The sequence below is a fragment of the Streptomyces purpurascens genome, assembly GCF_045040895.1.
Taxonomy (GTDB): domain Bacteria; phylum Actinomycetota; class Actinomycetes; order Streptomycetales; family Streptomycetaceae; genus Streptomyces; species Streptomyces purpurascens.
Map to the genome: position 1 here is coordinate 7,094,030 of NZ_CP108341.1, position 24,238 is coordinate 7,118,267.

The following is a 24,238-nucleotide window of genomic DNA, read 5'->3' on the forward strand; positions in this document are numbered from 1 at the left end:
TCACGTCCCTCACCGGGTGAGCCCGATCCGGTCGCAGGCCGGCCGGAGCTTCGGGGTGCAGATCTGGTCGATCGTGTAGACGCCGTCCCGGATGAGCGTCCGCCCGATCGTTTCGGCCGTCACGGCGATCGGGGTGAGCAGCACCGCCGGGATGTTCTGCGTGGTCGGGCTGTCCACGGTCCGCGTGACGAGGGCGTCGAGGTCGTTGTCGCGCGCCAGGGCCACGGCCATCGCGGCGGCCGCCTCGGTCTCCTGCCGGAAGGGCTTGTAGACGGTCATGTACTGCTCGCCCTCGACGATGCGCCGCACGGCGTCGAGGTCGGCGTCCTGGCCGGTGACCGGGGGCAGCGGCGAGATACGGGCGCTCTTGAGCGCCGCGATGACACCGGCGGCGATCGAGTCGTTGGCCGCCAGCACCCCGTCGATCTGGTTCGGGCCGAGGTCGCTGATCGCGGCGGCCATGTGATCGTGCGCGTTCTCCGTGCGCCACCCCAGGGTGCTGTACGACTTGAGGATCCGCACCTTGTCCTGGAGGACGGACCGGGACCCGCCCTCGTACCAGGCGGCGTTGGGGCTGGAGGGATCGCCGTTCATCATGACGACGCCGCCGCCGTCGGCCCTGGCTCCCATGCCCTTCAGGAGCGCCTCGCCCTGGAGCCGGCCGACCTGGCCGCCGTTGAAACTGACGAAACCCGAGATCGGGCCCTCGGCGAGCCGGTCGTAGGCGATCACGGGGATGCCCTCGCGGTCCGCCGCCCGGACCGAGGAGCGCAGGGCCTTGGGATCCACGACGTCCAGGATCAGGGCCGAGACACCCCTGGTGATCATGGAGTTCATCTGCTGCCGCTGGCTCGCCGCGTCGTTCTCGGCGTTGGCGTACATCACCGTGCACTCGGGGCACAGCTCCTTCACGCGCTTCTCGATCAGGGGCTTGTCGGACTGCTCCCAGCGGGGGACCGCGCGGCTCGGCAGCAGCAGGCCGAGGGTCAGGCTGTCGCCGCCCTCACCGCCGTTCTCGGTGCAGCCGGCCAGGGACGCGGCCAGGACACCGGCCATCAGGGCGACGAACACACGCCATCTGCGCCCTCTCACGGCGGACCTCCTTCATCGGGCCGTGTTCGGCCCTGGCGGGGGCGTCGGCCGGGGTTCCGGCTCGGGGTCGGCTCCGGGGTCTGGCTTGGGGCCCGGCCGGGTGTCGGCTCCGGGGTCTGGTCGCTGTGCCCGTTCGGGCCAGGCCGGTGGTCGTGGTCGCGGGGTCGGCTCGGGGCCGGGTCCGGGGCCTGGCCCTGGTCCTGGTTCCGGCCCTGCTCTCGGCGGCTCGAGGTCGGGTCCGGGGTCCGGTCCCGGTCCTTGCTCCGGCCATCGTCTCGGCCGCCCGGATTCGAGTCCTGGGTCTGATCCTGGTTCCGGCTTCGGCCATGGTCTCGGCGGCCCGGGTTCGGGTCCGGGGCTTGGTCCCGGTCTCTGTTCCGGCCACGGATTCGGCGGCCCGGGTTCGGGTCCGGAGTGCGATCCCGGCCCTTGTTCCGGTCGCGGTTTCGGCCCATGCCCCAGCTCCGGTCGCGGACCAGGTCCCAGCCGCGCTCCCAGGTCCGGCCCGGCTCCGGCACACGCTCCGGCTCGACCCGCGGCGGTTCCGCTCCCTGTTCGGGTTCCGGTTCCTGCTCCGGATCCGGCCGGGACACGACGATCTCGCTCCACACCTGCTTGCCGCCGCCGACCGGCACCGAACCCCAGGCCGTCGACATCGCCTCGACCAGGAAGAGCCCACGGCCACCCGTCGCCTCCCAGTCCACCACCACCGGCTTGGCGGGCGCGCGCGGCGAGGAGTCGTTCACGGTCACCCGCAGCCGGTCCGCGGCCAGGGTCAGGTCCACACGGACCGCGCCCTGTGTGTGCACCAGCGCGTTGGTGACCAGTTCCGACACCACCAGCAGGACGGTGTCGGCCTCGGCCACGACGTCCCACGAGCGCAGCGTGCGCGCGCTGAACCGGCGGGCGTGCATGACCGCGTCCGGCAGCCGCCACACCACCCAGCCCGCCCGCACCGGCCGGATCCGCATCCCGTCGTAGCGCAGCAGCAGCAACGCCACGTCGTCCTCACGGCGGCCGGCGTCGCCCAGCAGTTCGTCGGCCATCCGCCCCGGGTCGGAGGGGTCGGCCGCGGCGAGTGCCTCGCGCACGAGCCGCATGCCCTCGTCCACCTGCAGATCGGCCGACTCGACCAGACCGTCCGTCACCAGCGCGAGCACCGAGCCCGGGGCCAGGGCGAGTGCCGTCAGCGGGAACTCCGCGTCCGCGAGCACGCCCAGCGGGAGCCCGCCCTCCACCGCGATCTCCTCGGTGCCGCCGTCCGGAAGACGCACCAGCGGGGACAGATGCCCCGCCCGCACGAACAGCGCGTTGCCCTCCTCCATGTCCAGTTCGACATAGCAGCAGGTGGCGAACAGATCGGTCTCCATGCCGACGAGCAGCCGGTTGGCGTGTCCGACGACCACGTCCGGAGGATGGCCCTCAACGGCGTAGGCCCGGACCGCCGTACGCATCTGGCCCATGATCGTCGCGGCCCCGGCGCTGTGCCCCTGCACATCACCGATGACCAGGGCCACCTTGCTCTCCGACAGCGCGATCACGTCGTACCAGTCGCCGCCCACCTGGAGCCCGCGCCGGGCGGGCAGATAGCGGGCCACGGCGGTGCCGCCCGGCAGCCGGGGGAGCCGGCGCGGCAGCAGACTGCGCTGCAGCATCGTCGCGAGCTCCTGCTCGGCGTCGTAGGCGTGCGCGCGCTTCAGGGCCTGCCCCACCAGCCCCGCCGTCGCCGTCAGCAGGGCCCGCTCCTCGGGGGCGAACTCGTGCGGTGCGTCCCAGCCGACCAGGCACACCCCGGTCACCCTGCTCTTGGCCGGCAGCGGCAGGACCGCGAGCCCGCCGGGGCCGATCCCCTGGAGCCCGGGCTCCAGTACGGCACCCGCCGGCCACAGGCTCATCCGCCCGTCCCGCAGCGCCGCCTGGAGCGTGGGCAGGGCGGCGACCGGCGCGTCGGGCCACTCCGAGCGCCACTCGGCCCGCCACAGGTCCGGCCAGGCGCCGGAACTCGGCGGATCGAGCACGGTGACCGCCAGCCGGTCCTCCAGCAGCTCGGCGAGCGCCACCCGGTCGGCGTCCAGCGGCTCGCGCAGCGCGGCCACCACCACGCGGCTGACGTCCCGGACCGTCACAGCGTCGTCGAGCGCGGCCGTCAGCCACTGGATCCGGGCGACGTCGCTGGCGCTCCGGCGCAGCACGGGGGCGGCGGTCACCACGCCGAGCACCCGCTCCGGAGCGCCGTCGGGCCCCTTCCGCACGCGGCAGTTCAGGCGCAGCCAGCACAGTTCGCCGGTGGGCCGGCGGATCCGGAACTCCAGTTCCCGGCGCCCAGGGGTCTGCGCGGACGGTTCGATCACCGACATCAGGGCGGGGACGTCCTCCGGAACGCTGCACGAGAGCAGGGTGTCGGTCTTGCCGTCGAAGCCGTTGTCGGGGATGCCGACGAGTTCGAGCAGGGCCTGGTCCGTCTCGACCAGGCCGGTGCCAGGCGCCAAGGCGAAGGAACCGACACCCATGGCGCGCAGCGCCGAATCCAGCAGGGGCGAGGGAGCACACCGGTCGGCCTCGCCCCGGAGCCGCCCGGCGACCGCCTCGGCATACCGCTCCAGAAACTCCCGCTGCTCGGCCCCGAAGCCCTCCCCGGCCTCTCCCACCACGACAAGACACCCCAGCCACCCACCCGCGGCCCCCAGCGGCAACGCCCCGAGCGGCGCGGCGGAGGCTCCGCCTTCCTCCAGGCCGGCGAACACCACATCCCCGAGCCACAACGCCCGCCCACTCCGAAAGGCCTTGGCGATGGCCACCCCTCCGCGATCCGCCCCTGGGGGGTCACCAGGGGAGGGCAGGGGCGCGGTGCTGCCTCCCTCCGGCCCGGATGGGGCGCTGCCTCCCTCCGGCCCGGAGGCGTCGTCACCGCCCGGCTCGGCGGGGCCGCTTGGTCCCGGCTCGGCCGGGTCAGGTCCCGGACCCGCACCCCCGGCCCCGGTCACCCCACCCCCCGCCACCGGCGAACGTCCACCCTCCTCCGAAACCGGCACCCGACCCGGCAACCCGTAGCGCTCCGGCCCGGCGCCGGCCGATTCCACCGAGCGGAGTTCCGTACCGTCCTCGCTCCGTACGTACACGGCCGCCAGTGCCACCCCGGCGAATGCCAGGATCCGCTCCCGCGCGGCGAGCTCCGGCTCGGGGCGGGGCGGACCGGTGCCCCCGTTCCCCGGCGCCCGAAGACCGGGGACCGCGGCCCGGGCATCGCCGTAATGGGGCATGTCCGCATCCACCTCCCGTCCGTGCCGCGGCCACCGGCAGGTGGGAGTCCCCGGAACTCAGGCGACGACGACACGGCGGATCCACGCCGCACATGAGCGGCAGGGCACCCACACAACAGAATCGCACACCTGGATAACAGCGACATATGGGACAGGCGGCCCGGCATGGTCGGCGCACCCCGCGATTTCCGGCCACTCGTGCCCCTCCGTGCCGCCGCCCGGCTACCGTTGCGCCGCATGACCCACACCGAGATCGAGATCACGCCGGAACTGATTCGGGAGCTGCTGCGCGACCAGCACCCCGACCTGGCCGATCGCCCCCTGCGGCTCGGCGCGCGCGGCTGGGACAACCAGCTCTGGCGCCTCGGTGACGACCTGGCCGTGCGGCTGCCCTGGGCGACGGGTTCCGTGGACGTGCTGCTGCGCAAGGAGCACACCTGGCTCCCCGTACTCGCCCCGACGCTGCCCCTGGAGGTGCCGGTCCCGCAGCGCCTCGGTGAGCCCTCCGACCGCTTTCCGCACGCCTGGATCGTCACCACCTGGGTGCAGGGCGCCCCCGCCGACCGCGCCCCCGCCACCCGTGCGGCGGAATCGGCCGAGGCCCTGGCCGCCTTCCTGACGGCTCTGCACCGCCCCGCCCCCGAGGACGCACCCGTGGGCCGGAGCCGCGGCGGGCCGTTGTCCGAGCACGCCGAGGGGTTCGCCCACCAACTCGCCACGGCCACGGAGCTGGGCCTGGTCGAGGACCCGGAGGCGATCCGCGCGATCCTGGACGACGCCCTCGCCGCGCCCGACTGGACGGGCCCCGCGGTCTGGCTCCACGCCGACCTGCACGCGGCCAACGTCCTCACCGCCGACGGCACCTTCTGCGGTGTGATCGACTTCGGCGACCTCTGCGCAGGCGACCCCGCCTGCGATCTCGCCGCCGCCTGGAACCTGTTGCCGGACGGCGCCGCCGACCGCTTCTTCGACCTCTACCGCCCGGCCGTGGACCCCGCGACCCGGCGCCGCGCCCGAGGCTGGGCCGTCGCGCGCGCCCTCGCCTGCATGATCATCGGAGACGCCGGAGATCACGGCCGCCCCGGCGGCAAGCCCACGTGGGGCCCACCGGCCAAGGCCGCCCTGCACCGCGTCCTGGCCACGGCCGACCACGCGTGACCCGGGGCGGGTGCCGTCACCCGGCAGCGGGCCCGGCGACCGGGGCTCACCGGTCACCGGGCCCGCCCGAAGTGGCGGTTCAGCCCACCCGGCAGGGCAGGCTCGTCGTACTGTCGCCGCCCGGAGCGGTGGCGGTGTAGCCGAAGGTCGTGCTCCTGCCCGGAGCCAGGGAGCCGTTCCAGCCGGCGTTGTGGACCATCACCGACTGGCCGTTGTAGGTCGCGTTGCCGCTCCACAAGCTCTCGATCTTGTGGCCGGCGGGGAGGTTCCAGTCGACCATCCAGCCGAGCATCGGGACGGTGCCGGTGTTGGTGACGGTCACCTCGGACTGGTAGCCGCCGTTCCAGCTGCCGGTCGTCTTGCGGGTGGCCGTGCACGTGCCGGGCACCGGCTCGGACGGGTTGCCCGGCTCCTTGATGCCGGTCACCTCGCCGTTGCCGCCGTCGAAGACGATGTCGGAGCAGGAGTAGAAGGTCTCCTGGCTGTCGGAGCGCTGCCAGACCATGTAGATGATGTGCCGGCCGTCCTTGTTGGCGGGGAGCTTGCCGGTCCAGGAGTAGTTGGCCTCGACCGTGCCCGGGGACCCGTTCAGCGGCGGGTGGTCGACGCTCAGGAACGGCCGTTCCTCCATGTCGTTCCAGGTGAGCGTCTTGGCCGGGTCGAAGCCGTCCTTGGTGATGTAGACGTAGAACCAACCCGGGTGCGCCGCCCAGGCGTTGTACGAGAAGTCGACCGTCGCGCCCGAGGTGAGGTGCGTGAGCGGCCAGTCCTTGCTGGGCGCGTTGAACCCGGTGAAGTTGGTGTTGCCGCCGCTGCACAGCTCGCCGTCCGGCACGAAGCCCCGGGTGCGGCCGGCGCCGTCCGAGCGGAGCACCGAGAACCAGTTGTAGAACGGCGTGGTGCCGCTGACCTGCTGGGCGTTCCGGCAGGCCGGGTTGACCGGCTTGATCTCACCGGTGTCGGTCAGACCGTCCTGCCAGCACAGGAAGGTGCGGCTGCCGGGCTTCATGGGAGTGCCGTGGGCCTCCGCCTCACCGCCGGCCGTCATGACCAGACCGAGGGCCGGGACCGTGACGAGCAGGGAGAGCAGGACGAGGAAGAGGGCCCTGGCCCGGGTGGGGAGCGTTAATCGGGACATCGTGAGCCTTCCCGGCTCTTTTGTCAGGATCATGACAGCATCATCCGTTCCTTGGGATACGGGCCTGCGGATGCGTGTGTGGGGATGCGCGGAGTGGGAGCGACTCAAGGGCGGGTTCCGGTCCACCGTGATGGGAGCGCTCCCACCCCGCCTGTTGCGGAAGTTAGCGCCGAGGGGCGCGGTTGTAAACGGTTGTCACACCGGGACTGCCGGTCAGGCCCGGCGCAGGACGCGCTGGGCCGCCTGCCGCAGGGCCGCGACGAGCGGCTCGTCCCGGCGCCTCGGGAGCCAGCCGAGCGCGGCCGTCCAGGGTTCGAGGCCGGTGACGTCGACGTACGACACGCCGTGGCGCGGATAGAGCCGGCGGGTCGTGTCCGGCGGCAGCTGGATCCCCTGCCCCATGGCGATCAGCGGCAGGGCGCTCTCGTAGTCGACGATGGCGTGCGGGCTGAACCGCACCGGGGTGCCGTCCGGTCGTGGGTCGGCGGACCAGAAGTCCCGGAACACCTTCGGGACCTGCTCCGACCAGCCGATGTGGGGCTGGTCGGCCAGGTCCGCGAGGGTCAGCGCGTCCCGGCCGGCGAGAGGGTGACCACCCGCCATCGCCGCACAGCGCGCCCCGCTTGCCAGTGCCAGGGTCTGGACGCCGTCGGGCACGGGCAGAAACAGGAACGCCGCGTCGACCTCGCCCCGCAGGATCGCCGGGCCCGCGTCGAAGCCCATGCGCACGACGTCGACCTCCACCTGCGGGACGTTGTCCCGCAGTTCCTCCAGGACGGCCGGGATCGGGTCCATCGAGGTGATCGCCTCCAGGGAACCGATCACGATCCGGCCCGCGGCCGCGTTGGCCTGGGTCTCCGCCTCGCGGCGCAGCTCCTCGGCGGCTTCCACCACGGTCCGGGCCCGCCCCACGAGCGCCTCGCCCGCCGCGCTCAACGCGACCCTGCGTGTCGTCCGGTCCACCACGGCGACACCCAACCGCTCCTCCAGGGCGGTGATGTGCCGCGAGAACGTCGGCTGCGCCATGAAGGCCCGCCGCGCCGCCCGCCCGAAGTGCAACTCCTCGGAGAGAAGCAGGAACAGCTGCAACTGCTGGATGCTCGGATACCTCACGTCGCTCCCGGTGCAGCCATGTCTCCGAGGCTACCGCCGCAGTGGCCCGAAATGGGTTCGATCCGGTTGGCCCAGGAGGCGTGGGTCGGGGCGCCGTCCGGTCACCCCGTCGGGCGGCGCATCCCGGCAACGGCCATCTCAGTTACGGGACAGCCCTGAGTGCGTCAGTCGCGATACGCGACCTGACGCAGCGTCACCTACGGTGAATCGGCTGACGAGGATGATGGCGGCCGGGCACGTCGTTCTGCGGCGTCGAACGCGGGCGCGAGCGGGGCCAGCGCCGCGCGGAGCTGATCGGGCAGTGAGCCGGAGGGCACGACCAGACTTCCGGCGCCGAAACTCCCGGTGGTCCCTGCGTTCCCGGCCGGCCGGAGCCAGGTTTCCAGTGCGATGCGAACCGCCGCGGCCACGCTCGCCGCGAGAACGCGGGCGGTGTGCGCTTCGGCGTCACCCAGGCGTTCGGCGATCACCGCCGTGAGAGGGGGCTCGATGTCGGCGGTGGTGTCGAGGTACGCGTCGCGCAGCGCGGTCCGGGTGGTGATCAGCAGTAGCGCCTCGTGCTCGCGCTCACCGGCGTTCGTGTACTGCTCGACCACCGCTTCGGCGACGGCGTCAGCCAGGTGCACTTCTGCGGGCCGGGCCGCGACCGCCGCCGCGATCCGCGCCTCCCGGTCCGCGGTGACGGCGGAGACGATCGCCTGCTCGCGGCTGGCGAAGTAGTTGTTGTAGGTGCGCGGCGAGACCCCGGCCGCCTCGGCGATGTCCTCGACCCGCACCTGGTCCGGTCCGTGCTCCACGGCCAGACGCAGGGCCGCCTCGCGTAGCGCCTCGCGGGTGGCCTGCTTCTTCCGCTCCCGCAGCCCTGATGGTGGTGTCGTCACGGTGTCAGCGTTCCATAGAAGGCTGCGTGCGCGCAAACTTGCGTGCACGCACTTTTCCTGTCAGCCTCGAGCCGGCCGAGACCGACAGGGAGGACGTCACCATGCGGGCAAGAGGAATGACCTACGACACCGGGTTCGTCGTGCACGGCCAGATATCCCGCGAGCACTTCGATCCCGCGGTGGTCCGGCGCGAGCTCGCCATCATCCGTGACGACCTGCACTGCAACGCGATCCAGATCATCGGCGGCGACCCGGACCGACTGGAGCTGGCCGCCGGTGCCGCCGCCGAGCTCGGCCTGGAGGTCTGGTTCTCGCCCTATCCGCTGGAGCTGGATCCGGAGCAGATCCTCACGCTCTTCCGCGACTGCGCCGAGCGAGCGGAACGGCTCCGCCGGCAGGGGGCCGCAGTCGTGTTCGTCGCAGGGGTCGAGCTGAGCGTGATGAACCGCGGGTTGCTGCCCGGAGCGAGCCCCGAGGAGCGGGTCGAGCACCTGATGAGCCACCCCGAGCGGCGGGCCGAAGCGATGCGCGAGCTCGGCGTGCGCATGAACGCATTCCTCCGCGATGCCGCCGCCACGGTCCGCGAGCGCTTCCAGGGCAAGCTCACCTACGCGTCCATCCAGTTCGAGCAGGTCGACTGGACTCCCTTCGACATCGTGACGTTCGAGCTGATCCGCTCCGCCGAGGTCGCCGACCGGTTCGGGGACGCGGTGCGCACCCTGGCCCAAGGGCCGAAACCGCTCGCCATCACCGGGTTCGGCACCGCGGCCTATCGCGGCGCGGGAGACCGCGGTGGGCGGGTGCTGGAAGTGGTCGAGTACGACCCGGAGACCAAGGCCCCGGTACGACTGAACGGCGTGTACGAGCGTGACGAGGCCGGCCAGGCCGCATATCTGGGCGAGCTGCTGGACATCTTCGAGACCGAGGGCGTGGACAGCGCGTTCGTGTTCCTGTTCGCCTTGCCCGGCTACCCGCACCGCCCCGACGGCGACCCCAGGGACGACTTGGACCGGGCCGGCCTGGGCATCGTCAAACTCCTCGAAGGGCGCCGGGGGCAGACCTACCCCGACATGGAATGGGAACCCAAGGCCGCCTTCGCGGCAGTGGCACAGCGGTATCGGAGGTGACAGGCCCCGCGCACGGTGACCACGTCTCGGGAGCGCGCGAGTTCTTGGAAGGCGCCGGCATCGGCTGTGGGTTCGCGGTGCCCGTCGACCACCACCTCACCACCTCCGGCGGCGGGCGCATGCGCGCGGACCGGGCACTGCACCTGGTCGAGCCGGACGGGTGGAACCGCCACTGCCCGCCGGTCCGGAACCGCCAGATCACGCCCTCGAACTGCTGCCGCAGGGCCTTGGGGTACGGGCCGTACTCGCCGATCGGCAGGCGCGGCTCGATGAACTCCCACTCTTCGTCCGTCAGTTGCGCGCGCGTCACGCACGACGGACTACCGGGCCAGGGCCTGGAAGGGGGCGAAACCCACGGATCGATCACGGCCCGATCCGCGCTAGGCGGGCTGCGGAGCGGGCGTTTCCGGAGCGGCCGCGACGTTGCGGGTCTCGCGCATGATCAGCAGGCCGTTGACCACCATCAGTGTCGCGGTCAGGAAGTGGACGCCGAGCGCGGTGGCCACAGAGCCGTGGTGGGCCAGGACGTTGGTCATGTCGCCGTACGCGGCGAGTGCTTCCCTACGGGCGGCCGAGACAGACGCTCTGCCGGCAGACCATGACCGTGCCCACCGCGCTGACCCCCGCTGGACACGGACCGGCTCGACACGGGGCCGTGGCGGCGCGCCCGCGGACTCGCAGACGCCGCACCTCATCCGGGGTGAGCGGATTGGGTCGCGCCCGCAGCAGCTCCCGTGACTGAAGATCGAAGAAGGGTGCGGCTCTTCTTGAGGGACCCGGTGAGCTGGGCGGATACCTGTCCTCCTTGAGAAGGAGTTGCACCCACCCGCTTGTCGTTCGACGGCGGAAGCGATAGCGGCGGTCAGCGCTCAGCAGGCTCCCACCACACCAGATTGGCGGCTGCCTGGGCCACTGGCTCGATGATCTCCCATCCTTCGGCGATCAGCCCATCGTCGATCCGCCAGATATCGACGACCGTGATCTCCGGCCCGGCATCGGGGAGCCGTCGCCGCGAGTGCATTACGACGTGATCACCGTCGGCCAGAAGGTGGTGGACGTCGACCCGCATATCGGCGAGCGGGATGAGCGCGGCCTGTACGGCAGCGAGCCACTCCGCCTTGGTCGAGGAGGTCGAGTCCGGCCTGTGATGGACGAAGCCATCGCTCAGCAACGGTTCGAGTGCGTCGACGCTGCCCGTCTGGATCAGTTCCGCCAGTGCCCGTTGAACGATGCTCTTGTTGTCTGTGGTCATGGACGCAGTGTTTCCGCGGTCGCGACGGTTGTCGATGAAGTCGGATTTCATGGCGCACGGCTCCACGATGAGTACTCTCGATGACCATGCATACGGTCGGGGAGCTATTGCGGCAGTGGCGGCATCGCCGACGACTCAGCCAACTCGATCTTGCGATCGCGGCCGACGTCTCGGCTCGTCACGTCAGCCTGGTCGAGACGGGCAAGTCCAACCCGAGCGCCGACATGGTCCAGCGGCTTGCGGACCAGCTCGATGTGCCGTTGCGCGAGCGCAACCAGCTGCTGCTCGCGGCCGGCTTCGCACCCCGGTACACCGAGCGGCCACTCGATGATGACGCGCTGTCGGCGGCCCGGGACGCGGTCGAGAGGGTGCTGCGCGCGCATGAGCCGTACCCGGCGGTGGCCTTCGATCGTCGGTGGAACATTGTGATGACCAACCGCGCGGTCGAGCCGTTCTTCGCGCAGGTCGATCCCGACCTGCTACGGCCGCCGATCAACCTCGTGCGGCTGGGACTGGACCCGCGCGGGTTCGCTCCTCTGGTCGTCAACCTGGCCGATGTGCGTGTGGTGTTCCGCTCCCGCATCAGGCGTCAGCTCGCCGTTGCTCCCGACGCTGAGCTCACCGCGCTATATGAGGAACTGCTGGAGCCCAATTCCGAGGACGTGTCGAGCCTATCGGTCGAATCCGATGTCGTGATCCCGATGATCGTTCGCTTCGACGGACGAGAGCTGCGGCTGTTCTCGACCATCACCACATTCGGTACCCCGATGGACATCACGCTGGACGAGGTCGCGATCGAGTCCTACTACCCGGCGGACGCGGAGAGCGCCGCCTACTTCGAGGAGTCCAACGGTGATGTTCGAGCAGTCGCCTGTCCCTGATCTCCTGCCGTGACGGTGGAGGAGGCGGTGTCGATGGTGTCGTTGATCGAGGAGCTGGATGCGCTGCCGGATGTGTACCGGGACATCGTGGAGGTGGTGGCGGACGCGTCGACTCCGATGCAGGCAGAGCAGATCGTGCCGAGGATCGGGCTGCCGGCGGTGACGGCGAAGATCGAGGGGACTCGGTGGAAAGCGGCGAAGGGGCAGAACGATAAAGGCTCTTCTTTCCACCTTTGTAGGTGCCAACCAAAACGAAGCGCAGAAAGAAGAGCGCGATGGAACCCTACGACGCCTTCGATGCCATCGATGAGTTCGCTGCCGCAGTCAGCGCCTTCGGCTGCCTGTAAGGCGACTTGGCCGACCCCGCGACCGCACGGCTGGCGCATCACGAGGTGGAGGAACTGATCGAGGAGCGGGGCCGTGAGCTCGCCGGCCACCTGATCACGATCCCGCACGGCCAGGCTGCCCGCGCCGCGCAAGAGATCACCGCGCAGGCCCGCCCGGGCCCGCCTGCGCGGAGCGAAACGCGAGGCCGTCGACGCCTGCGCCGGCTACCTCACCGGCCACCTCGACCAGCTCGGCTACGACACCGCCCTGGCGGCGGGCTGGCCGATGGCCACCGGCGCGATCGAGGGCGCCTGCCGCCACCTGATCGGCGACCGCCTCGACATCATCAACTCACGGTCTGATCCACGGACTTCCCAGAGCCGGAGCTACACCCATCGAAGAACGACAAAGCGGCCTGGTCACAGCGCCAAGAAGATCAGCCGGTACGCTCCCGGTCATGACGGCATCTCCGACGGGCTCCGAGGCAGTCCGCCCGACCGCGTTGTGGGGCGTCTCCTTGGCCTCGCTGGGTGTCTTCCTCGTTAGCTGGGCGCTTTGCTGGGTGAACGCGTACGTCGTGAATGACGAACTGCCGAACAACTGTGGCGACTTGCGTCGGCAGAGCTTTCCGCCGGAGGTGGCATGCGCGTCCGCGGACGGCACGCTGACCGGTGCGAACGCTGGCTGGATCGAGGCCCTGTTCTTCGCCTCACTCGTGGTGTTCGTACTGATCGCGAGCATGGTGCTGGCGCTCGGGTCCGTCCGCAGGAAGTGACGCGTACGGCCTAGATCCCGTGCCCCAGCCGTTCCCCAGGTCAACGCGGCAACGACATCTGCAGCGCCTGCGCGCCAAGGCCTCCTGACGTAGCGCGTCCAGCGCTTGGGGCCGTACGACATGCCAGACGTCAACGGCTGCCCGGAGAAGCCCGCGGGTCTTGACGGGCGCACGCGTCTTGGTCTTTGGCTCCGTCCGTCGACGGGTGGCAGGAAGACTCCGTGAGGGCAGCCGCACCCGTACCCGGCCCCGGGCCCTGCTCGGATGGAACCGGCACCCCTACGCCACACCCCCGACCACCCCCGCCACCCACCCCAGTTGACGCCGCACATGCACCGCATCCCCACCCTCATGCCCATTGAACGGATACGCGTGGATCTCCTTGCGTGCCTCCGTCCCCGCCAACTCCCCATACAGATTGAACGCCCCGTACACCCCACTCGGCGGACACACCGTGTCCCGCAGCCCCACGCCGAAGTGGGCGGCAGCCGAGGCCCGCCGGGCGAAGGAGATGCCCTCCACGTAGGACAGCGTGCGATAGGCCTCGTGCTCGGCGCCCCGATGGACGGACAGATACGCGGCGATCTCCCCGTACGGCCCCGCGTCCGTGAGGTCCAGCGCCCGCCGGATCCCGCACAGCAGGGGAGCCGTGACCAGCACCGCCGCCAGGTCGGGAACGAGCCCCGCGACGGCCAACGCCACCCCGCCTCCCTGGCTGTTGCCGGCCGCGACGATCCGCCCGGCGTCCACGCCGGGCAACACCCGCACCGCCGAGACCGCCCGCACCGCGTCGGTGATCAGGCGCCGGTAGTGATAGTCCTCGGGCGCGAGCAGCCCGCGCACGGCCGGCCCGGGCCCGCCCGGCGCCCCGGCGTGCGGATCCGGGGTCTCCCCGCCGCACCCGTACTGGTCGCCCTGGCCGCGGTTGTCCATGAGCAGATGCGCGTACCCGGCGTTCACCCACGTCAGACGCTCATGCGGAAGCCCGCGCCCGCGCCCGTACCCGGCGAACTCGACCACGGCGGGCAGGGGTTCGTCGACCCCGGCGGGACGGCTGAACCACGCCCGCACCGGATCGCCCGCGAAACCCCGGAACGTCACGTCCCAGGTCCGGGTCAGCCGAAGCCCCGTCTCCACCGGCCGCACCGACACCAGCGGATCCGCCTGCCCGGCCTCCTTCAACGTGCTCAGCCAGAACGCGTCGAAGTCGGCGGGCTCCGCCAAGTCCGGGCGATGGCGCTCCAGTTCCGTCAGCGGCAGGTCGAACGCGGGCACGGCGGCACCTCGCAGGAGTCGGTGGGCATCCAGAAACTTGCGACGGACAACGGGCGGTAGTCCCTGGGGTCTACCCAGGTTCGACAGCGTTCCAACGCGGCACAGACGCCCCACCTGACTGCCGCAGCACCCATTGACAGCGCTTTCTGGTGCCCTTAAGTTGCCGCGAAGTTACCGGTAAGAGCTCGAAAGTTTCGGTTCCGCGTCCCTTGCCCACGGGAGGCCCGAGCAATGAGCACGTCCACCACGTCGGCCCCGCCGGGCACCCAGGACCCACCTCCGGCACGGGCCGCACCCCGACGCGGCACACGGGTCTCCGCCCGGACCGGCTGGCGGCGGGCGCTGCGCCGCGACTGGCAGTTGTACTCGCTGGCGATCCTGCCGCTGCTGTTCTTCCTGGTCTTCCGCTATCTGCCGATGATCGGCAACGTGATCGCCTTCCGCCGCTTCGAGCCCGGTGGGTCGATCTTCGGCGAGGAGTGGGTGGGGCTGCGCTATGTGGAGATGTTCCTCAGCGACCCCACCTTCTGGCAGGTGTTCCGGAACACGCTGTGGATGGGCGGGCTCACGCTGCTGTTCTGCTTCCCGGTCCCGATCGTGCTGGCGCTGCTGCTCAACGAGGTGCGCCGGCGCTCCCTGAAGCGGTTCGTGCAGTCGGTGTCGTACCTTCCGCACTTCCTGTCGATCGTGATCGTCGCGGGCATCACGATGCAGATGCTGGCCAGCGACGGCCCCGTCAACCACGTCCTCGGCTGGCTGGGCCACGAACCGATCCGCTTCATCCAGGAACCCGAGTGGTTCCGCACCATCTACGTCGGCTCGGAGATCTGGCAGACCGCCGGCTGGGGCACGATCCTCTACCTCGCCGCACTCACCACGATCGACGAGGACCTGTACGAGGCGGCGCGCATCGACGGTGCCAACCGCTGGCAGCAGATCTGGCACGTCACCCTGCCCGGCATCCGGCCCACCATGGTCACGCTGCTGATCCTCAACATCGGCACGTTCATGGCGGTCGGCTTCGAGAAGGTGCTGCTGCTGTACAACCCGCTGACGTATCCGACCGCCGACGTGATCTCGACGTATGTCTACCGGGCCGGTGTGGAGTCCAACAGCTTCAGTTACGCCGCCGCCATCGGACTGTTCGAGGCGATCATCGGCCTGGTCCTCATCACGTCCGCCAACCAGATCTCGCGTCGCACAGTGGGGACGAGCCTGTGGTGAAGCCGAGTCGTTCCTACCGGGTCTTCCAGGGCGTCAACGGAGTGGTCCTCACCCTGGTCGTGCTGGTGACGCTGTATCCCTTCACCAACATCCTGGCGCGGTCCTTCAGCGGGGAGCGGCAGATCCGGGCCGGCGAGGTGACCCTGCTGCCCAAGGGGTTCAACCTCACCACGTACAAGATCGTGTTCCAGGACGAGATGTTCTGGCGGAACTACGGCAACACCGTGCTGTACACGGTCGTCGCGACGGCCGTGGCCATGGTGCTGACGACCTGTTACGCCTATGTGCTGTCGAAGAAGAACCTCAAGGGACGCGGCGTGCTCGTCGGTGTCGCCGTGTTCACCATGTTCTTCACCGGCGGCCTGATCCCGAACTACATCCTGGTCACCAGCCTCGGCCTGAAGAACAGCGTCTGGGCGATCGCCCTGCCGAACGCGATCAGCGTCTTCAACCTGCTGGTGATGAAGGCCTTCTTCGAGAACCTGCCGACCGACCTGGAGGAGGCCGCGCAGATCGACGGCCTGAGCACGTACGGCATTCTGCTCAGGATCGTCCTGCCGCTGTCCAAGGCGGTCGTGGCGACGATGGTGCTCTTCTACTCGGTGTCCTTCTGGAACTCCTGGTTCAGCGCCTTCCTCTATATGGACCAGACCGATCTGATGCCGGTCACCGTCTACCTCCGCAACCTCATCCAGGGCGCCACGGGCGGCGGCAACGCCGGCGCCGGCACGGAGCAGCTCAGCCAGGTCGGCGCGAACATCCAGTCCGTCACGATCGTCCTCACCGCCCTGCCGATCCTCTGCGTGTACCCGTTCGTCCAGCGCTACTTCGTCTCGGGCGTGATGCTCGGCGCGGTCAAGGGCTGACGCCGCCTCCTCAACTCGCTTACGGAACAAAGGAGTCTCCGTGCAGAACGCAGGACAGCTCTCGCGGCGCCAGATCCTAGCCGCCGCCGGCTTCATAGGGCTCGCCACGGTCACCGGCTGCGGCAGTGGCGAGGACGGAGGCGACTCCAAGGACCTGTCCAAGAAGCAGAACGGCGCGATGAAGAACTACCGGGCCGGGCAGCAGTTCAAGGCGGCCAAGCCGCTGTCCTTCTCGGTGCTGCACAACAACAACCCGGTCTACCCCATGAAGGGCGGCTGGCTGTTCTGGAAGGAGCTCACCAAGCGCACCGGGGTGACCCTCAAACCGGTCGACGTCCCGCTGGCCGACTACGAGAAGAAGCGCAGTGTGCTCATCGGGGCGGGGGACGCCCCGTTCCTGATCCCGAAGACGTACCACCCCTCCGAGGTCGCCTTCGTCTCCTCGGGCGCGGTCCTCGCGGTCAGCGACTACGTGAAGCTGATGCCCAACTTCCGCGACAAGGTGCGCAAGTGGAAGCTGGAGCCCGAGCTCGACTCGATCCGCCAGTCCGACGGCAAGTACTACCTGCTGCCCGGCCTGCACGAGAAGGTCAAGTCCGGCTACTCGCTGTCCTTGCGCACCGACATCCTCGAGAAGCACGGTCTGAGCCTGCCGACCACCTGGGACGAGGTGTACGACGTCCTCAAGGCGCTCAAGGAGGAGTACCCCGGCACGTACCCCTTCTCCGACCGCTGGAGCACCAACACCCCGTTCCCCTGCGGCGCCCTGTTCAGCTACCTCGGCCAGGCGTTCGGCGTCAGAGCCGGCTGGTCGTACGACAACATCAGCTTCGACCACAAGGCGCAGAAGTACGTCTTCACCGGCGCCCAGGACGCCTACCGCCAGATGGTCGAGTACCTGCGCAGGCTCGTCGCCGAGAAGCTCATGGACCCCGAGAGCTTCAGCCAGACCGACGACCAGGCGCTGCAGAAGCTGCTCGCCGAGAAGTCCTACGCGATGAGCGCCAACCCTCAGGTGCTGGTGCAGGACTACCGGTACAACCTGGAGAAGCAGGTCAAGGGCGCGAAGATCGAGATGGTCCCGGTGCCGCTCGGGCCCGCCGGTCCCGTGGTGCTGGGCGGCAGCCGGCTGGAGAACGGGGTGATGATCTCCAGCAAGGCGCTGAAGAGCGACAGCTTCGTCGCCATGATGCAGTTCGTGGACTGGCTCTGGTACTCGGACGAGGGCCAGCGGCTGGCCCGCTGGGGTGTCGAGGGCGTCACGTACACCCGCTCGGGCAGCCAGTACAAGCTGAAGCCCGGCATCAGTCTCATGGGGTCCGACCCGGACGCCCCGAAGGACATGCAGAAGGACTACGGCTTCTACAACGGCGTCTTCGCCTACGGCGGCAGCTGGGAGCTCGTCTCCTCCATGTTCAGCCCGGACGAGAAGAAGTTCCAGGACGCCATGGCCCAGCGCGAGCAACTGCCCATCGACCCGGCCCACCCGCTGCAGTCCTTCGAGCAGGAACAGGCGACCCTCTGGGACACCCCGCTCAAGGACACCGTCATCCAGAACACCCTGAAGTTCGTCCTCGGCAAGCGCCCGCTGTCCCAGTGGGACGCCTACCTCTCCGAGCTGAAGTCGAAGAACATGCAGCAGCTCGTCGACCTGCACAACAAGGCGTACGAGCGGTTCAAGAAGGAGAACGGGTGATCCGCGTCCCCGACTCGCCGGGCGGCCGGCTGACCGACGCCTGGCGGCAGTGCGTCGGCACCGGCCGTCTCGACCTCGCCCTGCGCAGCGACTACCAGGAGTCGCTGAGGGTCCTGCAGCGCGACATCGGCTTCCGGTACATCCGGGGCCATGGGCTGCTCAGCGACGGCATGGCAGTGCACCGGCCCTACGAGTGGCAGGGCCGCCGGCACGTCCGGCACTCCTTCACCCACGTCGACCAGGTCCTCGACGCCTACCTCGCCCTGGGCATCCGTCCCTTCCTCGAACTCGGCTTCATGCCGGGCGAGCTGGCCTCGGGCGAGCAGACCGTGTTCTGGTGGCGCGGCAACGTCACGCCGCCCCGCTCCCACCAGGAGTGGGCCGACCTGGTCCGCGCCCTCCTCACCCACCTCGTCGACCGCTACGGCCTCGACGAGGTCCGCACCTGGCCCGTCGAGGTGTGGAACGAGCCCAACCTGCCCGACTTCTGGCAGGACGCCGACGAGAAGGCCTACCACCGGCTGTACGAAGTGACCGCGCACGCCGTGAAGGAGGTGGACGCCGGGATCCAGGTCGGCGGGCCGGCGATCTCGCCCGGCGCCGACGAGTGGCTGGAGCGGTTCGCCGAGTTCACCGACCGCCACGACGTGCCGCTGGACTTCGTCTCCCGGCACGCCTACAGCTCCGGCCCCGCCCAGCACGTGCCGTTCGGCGTCCACCAGACCCTGGCACCGGCGTCCGGGCTGCTCGACCAGTTCGCCACGCCGAGGCGGCAGCTGGCGGGGACCCGGTACGCCGGACTTCCGGTGCACATCACCGAGTTCAACTCGTCCTACCGGCCCGACAACCCGGTGCACGACACCGCCTTCCACGCCGCCTACCTCGCCCCGGTCGTGGCGAACGGCGGCGAGCACGCCGACTCCTTCTCGTACTGGACGTTCAGCGACGTCTTCGAGGAGGCCGGGGTGCCGACCGCCCTGTTCCACGGCGGGTTCGGGCTGCTCACCCACCGGCAGGTGCGCAAGCCGACGTACCACCTCTACGCGTTCATGGCCCGGATGGGACCCGACGTGCTCGCGCGCGGCGACGACCACCTGGTCACCCGGCACGCCGACGGCCGGGTCACCGTGCTGGCCTGGGCGCCCGTCGACCCGACCGGCGAGACACCCGGCCCCGACCGGCACACCCTGCGCCTGTCCCTGCCCGTGCCCTCCGGCGAGGTGTTCGTCCGCCGCTCCTCCGTGGACGAGGAGCGGGGCAACGCCTACACCGCCTGGCGGCACCTGGGCAGCCCGCGCTCACCGAAACCCGGACAGCTCGACGTCCTGCACGAGGCCGCCGAACCCGCGCGCACCCATCAGCGGCTGACCAGCGAGGACGGCCGCGTCGACCTGCCGCTCACCCTGAGCCGCCACGAGGTCACCCTCGTCGAGCTCACGCCCGTCGACGACGAGACCCCGCCCTGGTGGGACGAGCGGCGCCTGCTTGGCCGGGAGGCGACGGCATGAGCACCGTACGCACCTCCGACTTCGGCACGGGCGCCCTCTCCCGTGCCTCCGCCCTGATCCACACCGTCCTGACCGTCGAGGCGCTGCTGCTCGTCACCGCCTCCCCGGGCCTGGCAGGCCTGCTCCTGCTCGGCCCCGACCCCGCCAACCTCCCGCTCGCGGCCCTGTGCCTGCTGCCCCTCGGCCCGTCCCTGTCCGCCGCGCTCTACGCCCTCCACCACCGCAGCCGCGACCTCACCGAACTGCACCCGGCCCGTGCCTTCCTGCGCGGCTGGCGGCTCAACGCCGTACCGGCCCTGAAGCTGTGGACGCCCCTGCTGGCCTGGCTGACGGTCATCGCCTTCACCCTCACCCACTTCTCCGCCACCGGCCTGCCCGGCTGGTGGGCGCTGCTGCTCGCGGCGATCGGAGCGGGCGCCCTCCTCTGGGGCGCGCACGCCCTCGTCCTCACCTCACTCTTCGCCTTCCGCGCCCGGGACACCGCCCGCCTCGCCGGGTACTTCCTGTTCCGGCACGGCCGCGCCACCCTCGCCGCGGCCTCGCTGCTGATCCTGACGGCCGCGCTGACCGCCCTGCTGACCGAGGCCCTGCCCGCCCTGCTGGCCGCCCCGCTGCTGCTGTCCCTGCTGCACGGCAGCCGCACGGTGATCACCGAGACCCAGGAGGAGTTCACGGCATGACCGCGCCCCGCACCCCGAAGATCCCCTACGGCGGTGACTACAACCCCGAGCAGTGGCCCGAGGCCGTCCGGGACGACGACCACCGCCTGTTCACCCGGGCCGGCATCGACACGCTCACCGTCGGCGTCTTCACCTGGTCCCTCACCCAACCGGCCCCGGACACCTACGACTTCACGGTCCTGGACCGCGTCCTGGACCGGGCCGCCGCCGAGGGACGCCAGGTCTGCCTGGCCACCGGCACCGCCGCCCTCCCGCCCTGGCTCGCCAAACGGCACCCCGATGTCAACCGCACCGACTTCGAGGGCCGCCGGCACCGCTACGGCCAGCGCCACAACTTCTGCCCCAGCTCACCGGCGTACCGCGAGCACGCCACCGCGATGGCCTCCCGCCTCGCCGAACGGTACGCGCACCACCCGGCCCTGCTCGCCTGGCACATCAACAACGAGTACGGCGGCGCCTGTTACTGCGAGCGGTGCGCCGAGGCGTTCCGGGAGTGGCTGCGCGAACGGCACGGCACCCTCGACGCCCTCAACGACGCCTGGTGGACCACCTTCTGGTCGCACCGCTACACCGACTGGGACCAGATCGAGCCGCCCAACGCCCTCACCGAGCACTGGCGCGGCCCCGACCACACCGCCTTCCAGGGCATCACCCTCGACTACTTCCGCTTCACCACCGACGCCCTCCTCGGCTGCTTCCTGGCCGAGAAGGAGGTGATCCGCGCCCATGACCCCGACACGCCCGTCACCACCAACTTCATGGGCACCTTTCGCCCCCTCGACTACCACCGCTGGGCGCCCCACCTCGACTTCGCCTCCTGGGACAGCTACCCGCCCCTCGACGCCCCGCCGACCCGGCCCGCCCTCGCCCACGACCTGATGCGCGGCCTGAAGGACGGCGCCCCCTTCTGGCTGATGGAGCAGACGCCGTCGACCACCGCCTGCCGTGACGTCAACCCGCTCCGGCGGCCCGGCGAACTCCGCCTCGCCACCCTCCAGGCCGTCGCCCACGGCGCGGACGCCGCCCTCTACTTTCAGATGCGCGCCTCGCGGGGAGCCTGCGAGAAGTACCACGGGGCGGTCATCGGCCACGCGGGCCGCGACGACACCCGCGTCTTCCGCGAAGTCGCCGAACTGGGGCGGGAGCTGGAGATCCTGGGCGACCGGACCCTCGGCGCCCGCACCCCGGCCCGCACCGCCCTCCTCTTCGACTGGGACAGCTGGTGGGCCCTGGAGATCTCCGACGGACCGTCCCGGCTGGTCAAGTACCCGGACGTGGTCCACGCCTACTACCGGGCCGCCCGCGAGGCCGGCGCCGACCTGGACGTCATCCCGCAGACCGCCGACCTCACGCCCTACGACGTCGTGCTCGCGCCCGCTCTGCACATGGTCAAGGGCGATCTCGCCATCCGCCTCGAAGCCGTGGCCGCACGCGGCGGCACGGTCCTGACCACCTTCCTCTCCGGCCGCGTCGACGAACACGACCGCGCCTTCCTCACCGACGTCCCCGGCCCGCTCGCCCCCCTCATGGGCGTCCGCGTCGACGAATGGGACGCCCGGCCGCCGGAGTTCACCCAGACCATCCCGGAGCTGGGAACAGAGGCACGACTCGTCTTCGAGATCGTGCAGCCGCGCGGCGCCGCACCGGTCGCCACCTACGGCACCGACTTCTACGCGGGCACCCCCGCGGTCACCCGCAACCCCTACGGCGACGGCGAGGGCTGGTACGTCGCCACCGCCCTCGACCAGCCGGGCGTCGACGAGGTCGTCCGCCGGATCCTGACCCGTCACGACCTGCTCGGCCCCTACGCCGATCACCCGGCGGTCGAGACGGCCACCCGTGTCGCCCCCGACGGCACCCGCCTGCTCTTCCTCCTCAACCACGCCCCCGAACCGGCGCACCTCACCGCCCACGCCACCGCCACCGACCTGCTCACCGGCAAGCGGGTGGACCAGGGCGAACCCCTGGTCCTCGACCCCCTGGGCGTGGCGATCCTTCAGTAGATCCGCCGCCCCAGCTCGTCCGGGACCCCGGACTTGCGCAGGAAGTAGCTGTTGATCTGGTCGCGCCACTCGCGGGCGCCGCGGAGCTGCTCCTCGTACCGCTCCGCCACCCGTGCGTGGCGCTCAGGATCCACCAGCCCGGCCAGCGAGGCCCACACCTCCCGGGCCTCCTCGACCTCCGCCACGCCCTCGAAGTGCGTGTCGTAGATGTGCTGGATCACCGTCTTGCCGCTGTGCAGGGTGTGCCCGTACGACACGTGGTGGAAGAACAGCAGCAGCTCGTCGGGGCAGGTGTCCGGCGACTCGTACAGCTCGGCCCATGGCTTGGCGTACTGCCCGGCGTAGCCCGTGCCGGTCGCCACGCTGCGGTCGACGCCGATGCCGTCCCGGTCGGCGAAGTGGTAGGTCCCCCAAGGGCTGTACTCGTATCCGTCCACGCTCGGCCCGTAGTGGTGCCCCGGCTGCACCATGAAGCCCACGCCGAGGGGAGCGGTGTACTTCTCGTACGTCCGCCACGAGCCGTCGAGCACGGCGTGCAGTCCCGCCTCCGGCCCCGGTCCGAAGGTGAGCCGGATCCACTCGTCGAGCACCTCGCCCGGCTCGGCATCGGGCCGCCAGGCCAGCCGCCCGAAGGTGTAGAGGTTCGCCTGGGCGAGGGGATGCCCGGTCCAGAACGGGTCGTCGCCGGCGTTGGACACTGCGATCAGCCCGCCCCGCGCCAGTTCCCCCACGGACGACTCCGGCTGGTGCCGGAACCGCAGCACCTCGCTCCACATCGGCCCCAGCCAGCAGACGTGCCGCTGCTGCCCGGTGTACTCCTGGGTGGCCTGCAGTTCCACCGCCAGCGGGGTGCCCGGCATCGCCCCGATCAGCGGCGAGACCGGCTCGCGCACCTGGAAGTCGATCGGCCCGTGCTTCACCTGGAGCACGGCGTTGGCCGCGAACGCCCCGTCCAGCGGCACGAAGTGGTCGTACGCGGCCCGGGCCCGGTCCGTCCTCCGGTCCCGCCAGTCCTGGCAGTGGTCGTAGACGAACGCCCTCCAGTGCACGGTGCCGCCGTACGGTTCCAGCGCGTCGGCCAGCAGGTTCGCCCCGTCGGCGTGGCTCCGGCCGTAGGCGAACGGCCCCGGCTGGCCCTCCGAGTCGGCCTTCACCACGTACCCGCCGAAGTCGGGTATCGCCGCGTACACCGCTCGCGTGGCCTCGGCCCACCAGCCGCGCACGGCCTCGTCCAGCGGATCGGCCGTGGGCAGCCCGCCGAGCACCACCGGCGCGGCGAAGGACACCGACAGGTGGGTGCGGACCCCGTAGGGCCGCAGCACATCGGCGATCGCGGCGACCTCGCCGATCCGGTCGGTCAGCAGACGCGCCTCGGTCTCGTGCACGTTGACGTTGTTGACGGCGACCGCGTTGATCCCGCAGGCCGCGAGCAGCCTGGCGTACGCCCGCACCCGCTCCAGGTCCCCGCGCGCCCGCCCGTCCTCCCAGAACAGCGAGCCGCCCGCGTACCCGCGTTCGACCTGGCCCATGACCGGGTGCACGGCGACGTTGTCCCAGTGGTCGAGCATGCGCAGGGCGAGAGCGGGGTGATGTCTCTCCCGCGCCCACTCGCCGGTGAACGCCGCCTCCCCGAGCCGTACGACATGGAACAGCCCGTACAGCAGCCCGCGTCCGCCGGAGGCGGTGACGGTCGTCGTGCCGCCCTCACGCGCGGAGGTGAATCCCTCCTCGCCGAGAAGCTCCGGGGCGTCGGCACCGAGGTCGAGGACCAGGTCGTGCGCGCCGCCCTCCGCCTCGGCGTCGCGCACGACCCGGCCCCCGAACCGCCGGCAGGCCTCCGCCACCTCCCCGTGCACCGTCTCCACCAGCGGGCCCGATCCACGGATCAGCGTCCGCCGGCCGCCGACCGCCCGGAAGGCGGCGGGCGGCAGCCAGGCCGGGTCGACACCCTCGGGCAGGACGGGCACGGGAAGCGGCATGAG

General features: G+C 70.8%; 20 protein-coding genes and 2 pseudogenes. 11 read left to right on the plus strand and 11 right to left on the minus strand.

The annotated features are described in order from the left end of the window. Positions 1-9 precede the first annotated feature (9 nt). Positions 10-1,092 carry a sugar ABC transporter substrate-binding protein gene (locus OHU35_RS32370; RefSeq protein WP_372498753.1) on the minus strand — a complete coding sequence of 361 codons (1,083 nt, stop codon included), beginning with the start codon at positions 1,090-1,092 and terminating at the stop codon, positions 10-12. A gap of 542 nt (positions 1,093-1,634) precedes the next feature. After that, positions 1,635-4,352: pseudogene (locus tag OHU35_RS32375) on the minus strand (SpoIIE family protein phosphatase); the annotation flags it as partial. 237 nt (positions 4,353-4,589) lie between these two features. On the opposite strand from OHU35_RS32375, the gene OHU35_RS32380 reads away from it, so the two are divergent. Then, positions 4,590-5,510 carry an aminoglycoside phosphotransferase family protein gene (locus tag OHU35_RS32380; protein ID WP_405507793.1) on the plus strand — a complete coding sequence of 307 codons (921 nt, stop codon included), beginning with the start codon at positions 4,590-4,592 and terminating at the stop codon, positions 5,508-5,510. 79 nt (positions 5,511-5,589) lie between these two features. On the opposite strand, the gene OHU35_RS32385 is transcribed toward OHU35_RS32380, so the two are convergent. The 3 genes from OHU35_RS32385 to OHU35_RS32395 all read right to left on the minus strand — a co-directional run bounded on the left by OHU35_RS32385 (position 5,590) and on the right by OHU35_RS32395 (position 8,642). Next, positions 5,590-6,681 carry a lytic polysaccharide monooxygenase gene (locus tag OHU35_RS32385; RefSeq protein ID WP_372498752.1) on the minus strand — a complete coding sequence of 364 codons (1,092 nt, stop codon included), beginning with the start codon at positions 6,679-6,681 and terminating at the stop codon, positions 5,590-5,592. A gap of 180 nt (positions 6,682-6,861) precedes the next feature. After that, complete coding sequence (locus OHU35_RS32390; RefSeq protein ID WP_405507795.1) at positions 6,862-7,761, minus strand: LysR family transcriptional regulator; 900 nt, start codon at positions 7,759-7,761, stop codon at positions 6,862-6,864. Positions 7,762-7,958: 197 nt separating this feature from the next. After that, a complete protein-coding gene (locus OHU35_RS32395) occupies positions 7,959-8,642 on the minus strand; it encodes a TetR/AcrR family transcriptional regulator (protein ID WP_405507797.1) in 684 nt (227 codons plus the stop codon). Positions 8,643-8,758: 116 nt separating this feature from the next. Here OHU35_RS32395 and OHU35_RS32400 point away from each other — a divergent pair, with 116 nt between their 5' ends. Then, positions 8,759-9,769 (plus strand): hypothetical protein, encoded by a 1,011-nt coding sequence (locus OHU35_RS32400; RefSeq protein WP_405509374.1) that lies wholly within the window; start codon positions 8,759-8,761, stop codon positions 9,767-9,769. On the opposite strand, the gene OHU35_RS32405 is transcribed toward OHU35_RS32400, so the two are convergent. The 3 genes from OHU35_RS32405 to OHU35_RS32415 all read right to left on the minus strand — a co-directional run bounded on the left by OHU35_RS32405 (position 9,672) and on the right by OHU35_RS32415 (position 11,072). Next, the gene (locus OHU35_RS32405) at positions 9,672-10,079 is read right to left on the minus strand and encodes a transposase (RefSeq protein ID WP_405507799.1); all 408 of its coding nucleotides are present in this window, start codon (positions 10,077-10,079) and stop codon (positions 9,672-9,674) included. The genes OHU35_RS32400 and OHU35_RS32405 overlap by 98 nt on opposite strands. A 70-nt stretch (positions 10,080-10,149) precedes the next feature. Beyond that, the gene (locus OHU35_RS32410) at positions 10,150-10,305 is read right to left on the minus strand and encodes a hypothetical protein (protein ID WP_405507801.1); all 156 of its coding nucleotides are present in this window, start codon (positions 10,303-10,305) and stop codon (positions 10,150-10,152) included. Positions 10,306-10,631: 326 nt separating this feature from the next. Then, positions 10,632-11,072: a nuclear transport factor 2 family protein gene (locus tag OHU35_RS32415; RefSeq protein WP_189721674.1), complete on the minus strand. Its 441-nt coding sequence runs from the start codon at positions 11,070-11,072 to the stop codon at positions 10,632-10,634. A 35-nt stretch (positions 11,073-11,107) separates the two neighbouring features. Between OHU35_RS32415 and OHU35_RS32420 the strand changes: the two genes are divergently transcribed. After that, a complete protein-coding gene (locus OHU35_RS32420; protein WP_405509376.1) occupies positions 11,108-11,902 on the plus strand; it encodes a helix-turn-helix domain-containing protein in 795 nt (264 codons plus the stop codon). Here OHU35_RS32420 and OHU35_RS32425 read toward each other — a convergent pair. Continuing rightward, entirely contained in the window at positions 11,854-12,339 is a 486-nt protein-coding gene (locus OHU35_RS32425) for a hypothetical protein (protein WP_405509442.1), read from the minus strand. The two genes, OHU35_RS32420 and OHU35_RS32425, sit on opposite strands and share 49 nt — an antisense overlap. Here OHU35_RS32425 and OHU35_RS32430 point away from each other — a divergent pair. Further along, positions 12,331-12,586, plus strand: a pseudogene (locus OHU35_RS32430) (ISKra4 family transposase); the annotation flags it as partial. The gene OHU35_RS32425 and the pseudogene OHU35_RS32430 overlap by 9 nt on opposite strands. A 100-nt stretch (positions 12,587-12,686) precedes the next feature. After that, positions 12,687-13,004, plus strand: coding sequence for a hypothetical protein (locus OHU35_RS32435; RefSeq protein WP_405509443.1), 318 nt, complete (start codon positions 12,687-12,689; stop codon positions 13,002-13,004). 279 nt (positions 13,005-13,283) lie between these two features. Here the strand turns inward: OHU35_RS32435 and OHU35_RS32440 are convergent, their stop codons facing one another. Further along, the gene (locus OHU35_RS32440) at positions 13,284-14,279 is read right to left on the minus strand and encodes an acetylxylan esterase (RefSeq protein WP_405507803.1); all 996 of its coding nucleotides are present in this window, start codon (positions 14,277-14,279) and stop codon (positions 13,284-13,286) included. A 231-nt stretch (positions 14,280-14,510) separates the two neighbouring features. Between OHU35_RS32440 and OHU35_RS32445 the strand changes: the two genes are divergently transcribed. Genes OHU35_RS32445 through OHU35_RS32470 form a run of 6 tightly spaced genes read left to right on the plus strand, consistent with a single transcriptional unit; the run spans position 14,511 to position 22,256 of the window. Beyond that, positions 14,511-15,503, plus strand: a complete 993-nt coding sequence (locus OHU35_RS32445) for a sugar ABC transporter permease (RefSeq protein WP_189721671.1) — start codon at positions 14,511-14,513, stop codon at positions 15,501-15,503. Continuing rightward, the gene (locus OHU35_RS32450; RefSeq protein ID WP_189721670.1) at positions 15,497-16,369 is read left to right on the plus strand and encodes a carbohydrate ABC transporter permease; all 873 of its coding nucleotides are present in this window, start codon (positions 15,497-15,499) and stop codon (positions 16,367-16,369) included. Before OHU35_RS32445 ends, OHU35_RS32450 begins: the two co-directional genes overlap by 7 nt. Positions 16,370-16,409: 40 nt before the next feature. Continuing rightward, a complete protein-coding gene (locus OHU35_RS32455) occupies positions 16,410-18,065 on the plus strand; it encodes an extracellular solute-binding protein (RefSeq protein WP_189721669.1) in 1,656 nt (551 codons plus the stop codon). Then, entirely contained in the window at positions 18,062-19,573 is a 1,512-nt protein-coding gene (locus OHU35_RS32460; protein WP_189721668.1) for a GH39 family glycosyl hydrolase, read from the plus strand. Before OHU35_RS32455 ends, OHU35_RS32460 begins: the two co-directional genes overlap by 4 nt. Continuing rightward, the gene (locus OHU35_RS32465; protein ID WP_405507806.1) at positions 19,570-20,253 is read left to right on the plus strand and encodes a hypothetical protein; all 684 of its coding nucleotides are present in this window, start codon (positions 19,570-19,572) and stop codon (positions 20,251-20,253) included. The genes OHU35_RS32460 and OHU35_RS32465 overlap by 4 nt, the downstream gene beginning before the upstream one ends. Beyond that, a complete protein-coding gene (locus OHU35_RS32470) occupies positions 20,250-22,256 on the plus strand; it encodes a beta-galactosidase (RefSeq protein WP_405507808.1) in 2,007 nt (668 codons plus the stop codon). The genes OHU35_RS32465 and OHU35_RS32470 overlap by 4 nt, the downstream gene beginning before the upstream one ends. Here OHU35_RS32470 and OHU35_RS32475 read toward each other — a convergent pair. Then, positions 22,250-24,235, minus strand: a complete 1,986-nt coding sequence (locus OHU35_RS32475; protein ID WP_405507809.1) for an alpha-glucuronidase — start codon at positions 24,233-24,235, stop codon at positions 22,250-22,252. The two genes, OHU35_RS32470 and OHU35_RS32475, sit on opposite strands and share 7 nt — an antisense overlap. Positions 24,236-24,238: the final 3 nt, after the last annotated feature.

Bases quoted from the DNA above. Each gene is read 5' to 3' on its own strand.
- OHU35_RS32465 (WP_405507806.1), top strand. From the start codon at position 19,570: ATGAGCACCGTACGCACCTCCGACTTCGGCACGGGCGCCCTCTCCCGT.
- OHU35_RS32420 (WP_405509376.1), top strand. From the start codon at position 11,108: ATGCATACGGTCGGGGAGCTATTGCGGCAGTGGCGGCATCGCCGACGA.
- OHU35_RS32400 (WP_405509374.1), top strand. From the start codon at position 8,759: ATGACCTACGACACCGGGTTCGTCGTGCACGGCCAGATATCCCGCGAG.
- OHU35_RS32435 (WP_405509443.1), top strand. From the start codon at position 12,687: ATGACGGCATCTCCGACGGGCTCCGAGGCAGTCCGCCCGACCGCGTTG.
- OHU35_RS32410 (WP_405507801.1), bottom strand. From the start codon at position 10,305: ATGACCAACGTCCTGGCCCACCACGGCTCTGTGGCCACCGCGCTCGGC.
- OHU35_RS32415 (WP_189721674.1), bottom strand. From the start codon at position 11,072: ATGAAATCCGACTTCATCGACAACCGTCGCGACCGCGGAAACACTGCG.
- OHU35_RS32470 (WP_405507808.1), top strand. From the start codon at position 20,250: ATGACCGCGCCCCGCACCCCGAAGATCCCCTACGGCGGTGACTACAAC.
- OHU35_RS32445 (WP_189721671.1), top strand. From the start codon at position 14,511: ATGAGCACGTCCACCACGTCGGCCCCGCCGGGCACCCAGGACCCACCT.
- OHU35_RS32475 (WP_405507809.1), bottom strand. From the start codon at position 24,235: ATGCCGCTTCCCGTGCCCGTCCTGCCCGAGGGTGTCGACCCGGCCTGG.
- OHU35_RS32380 (WP_405507793.1), top strand. From the start codon at position 4,590: ATGACCCACACCGAGATCGAGATCACGCCGGAACTGATTCGGGAGCTG.
- OHU35_RS32385 (WP_372498752.1), bottom strand. From the start codon at position 6,681: ATGATCCTGACAAAAGAGCCGGGAAGGCTCACGATGTCCCGATTAACG.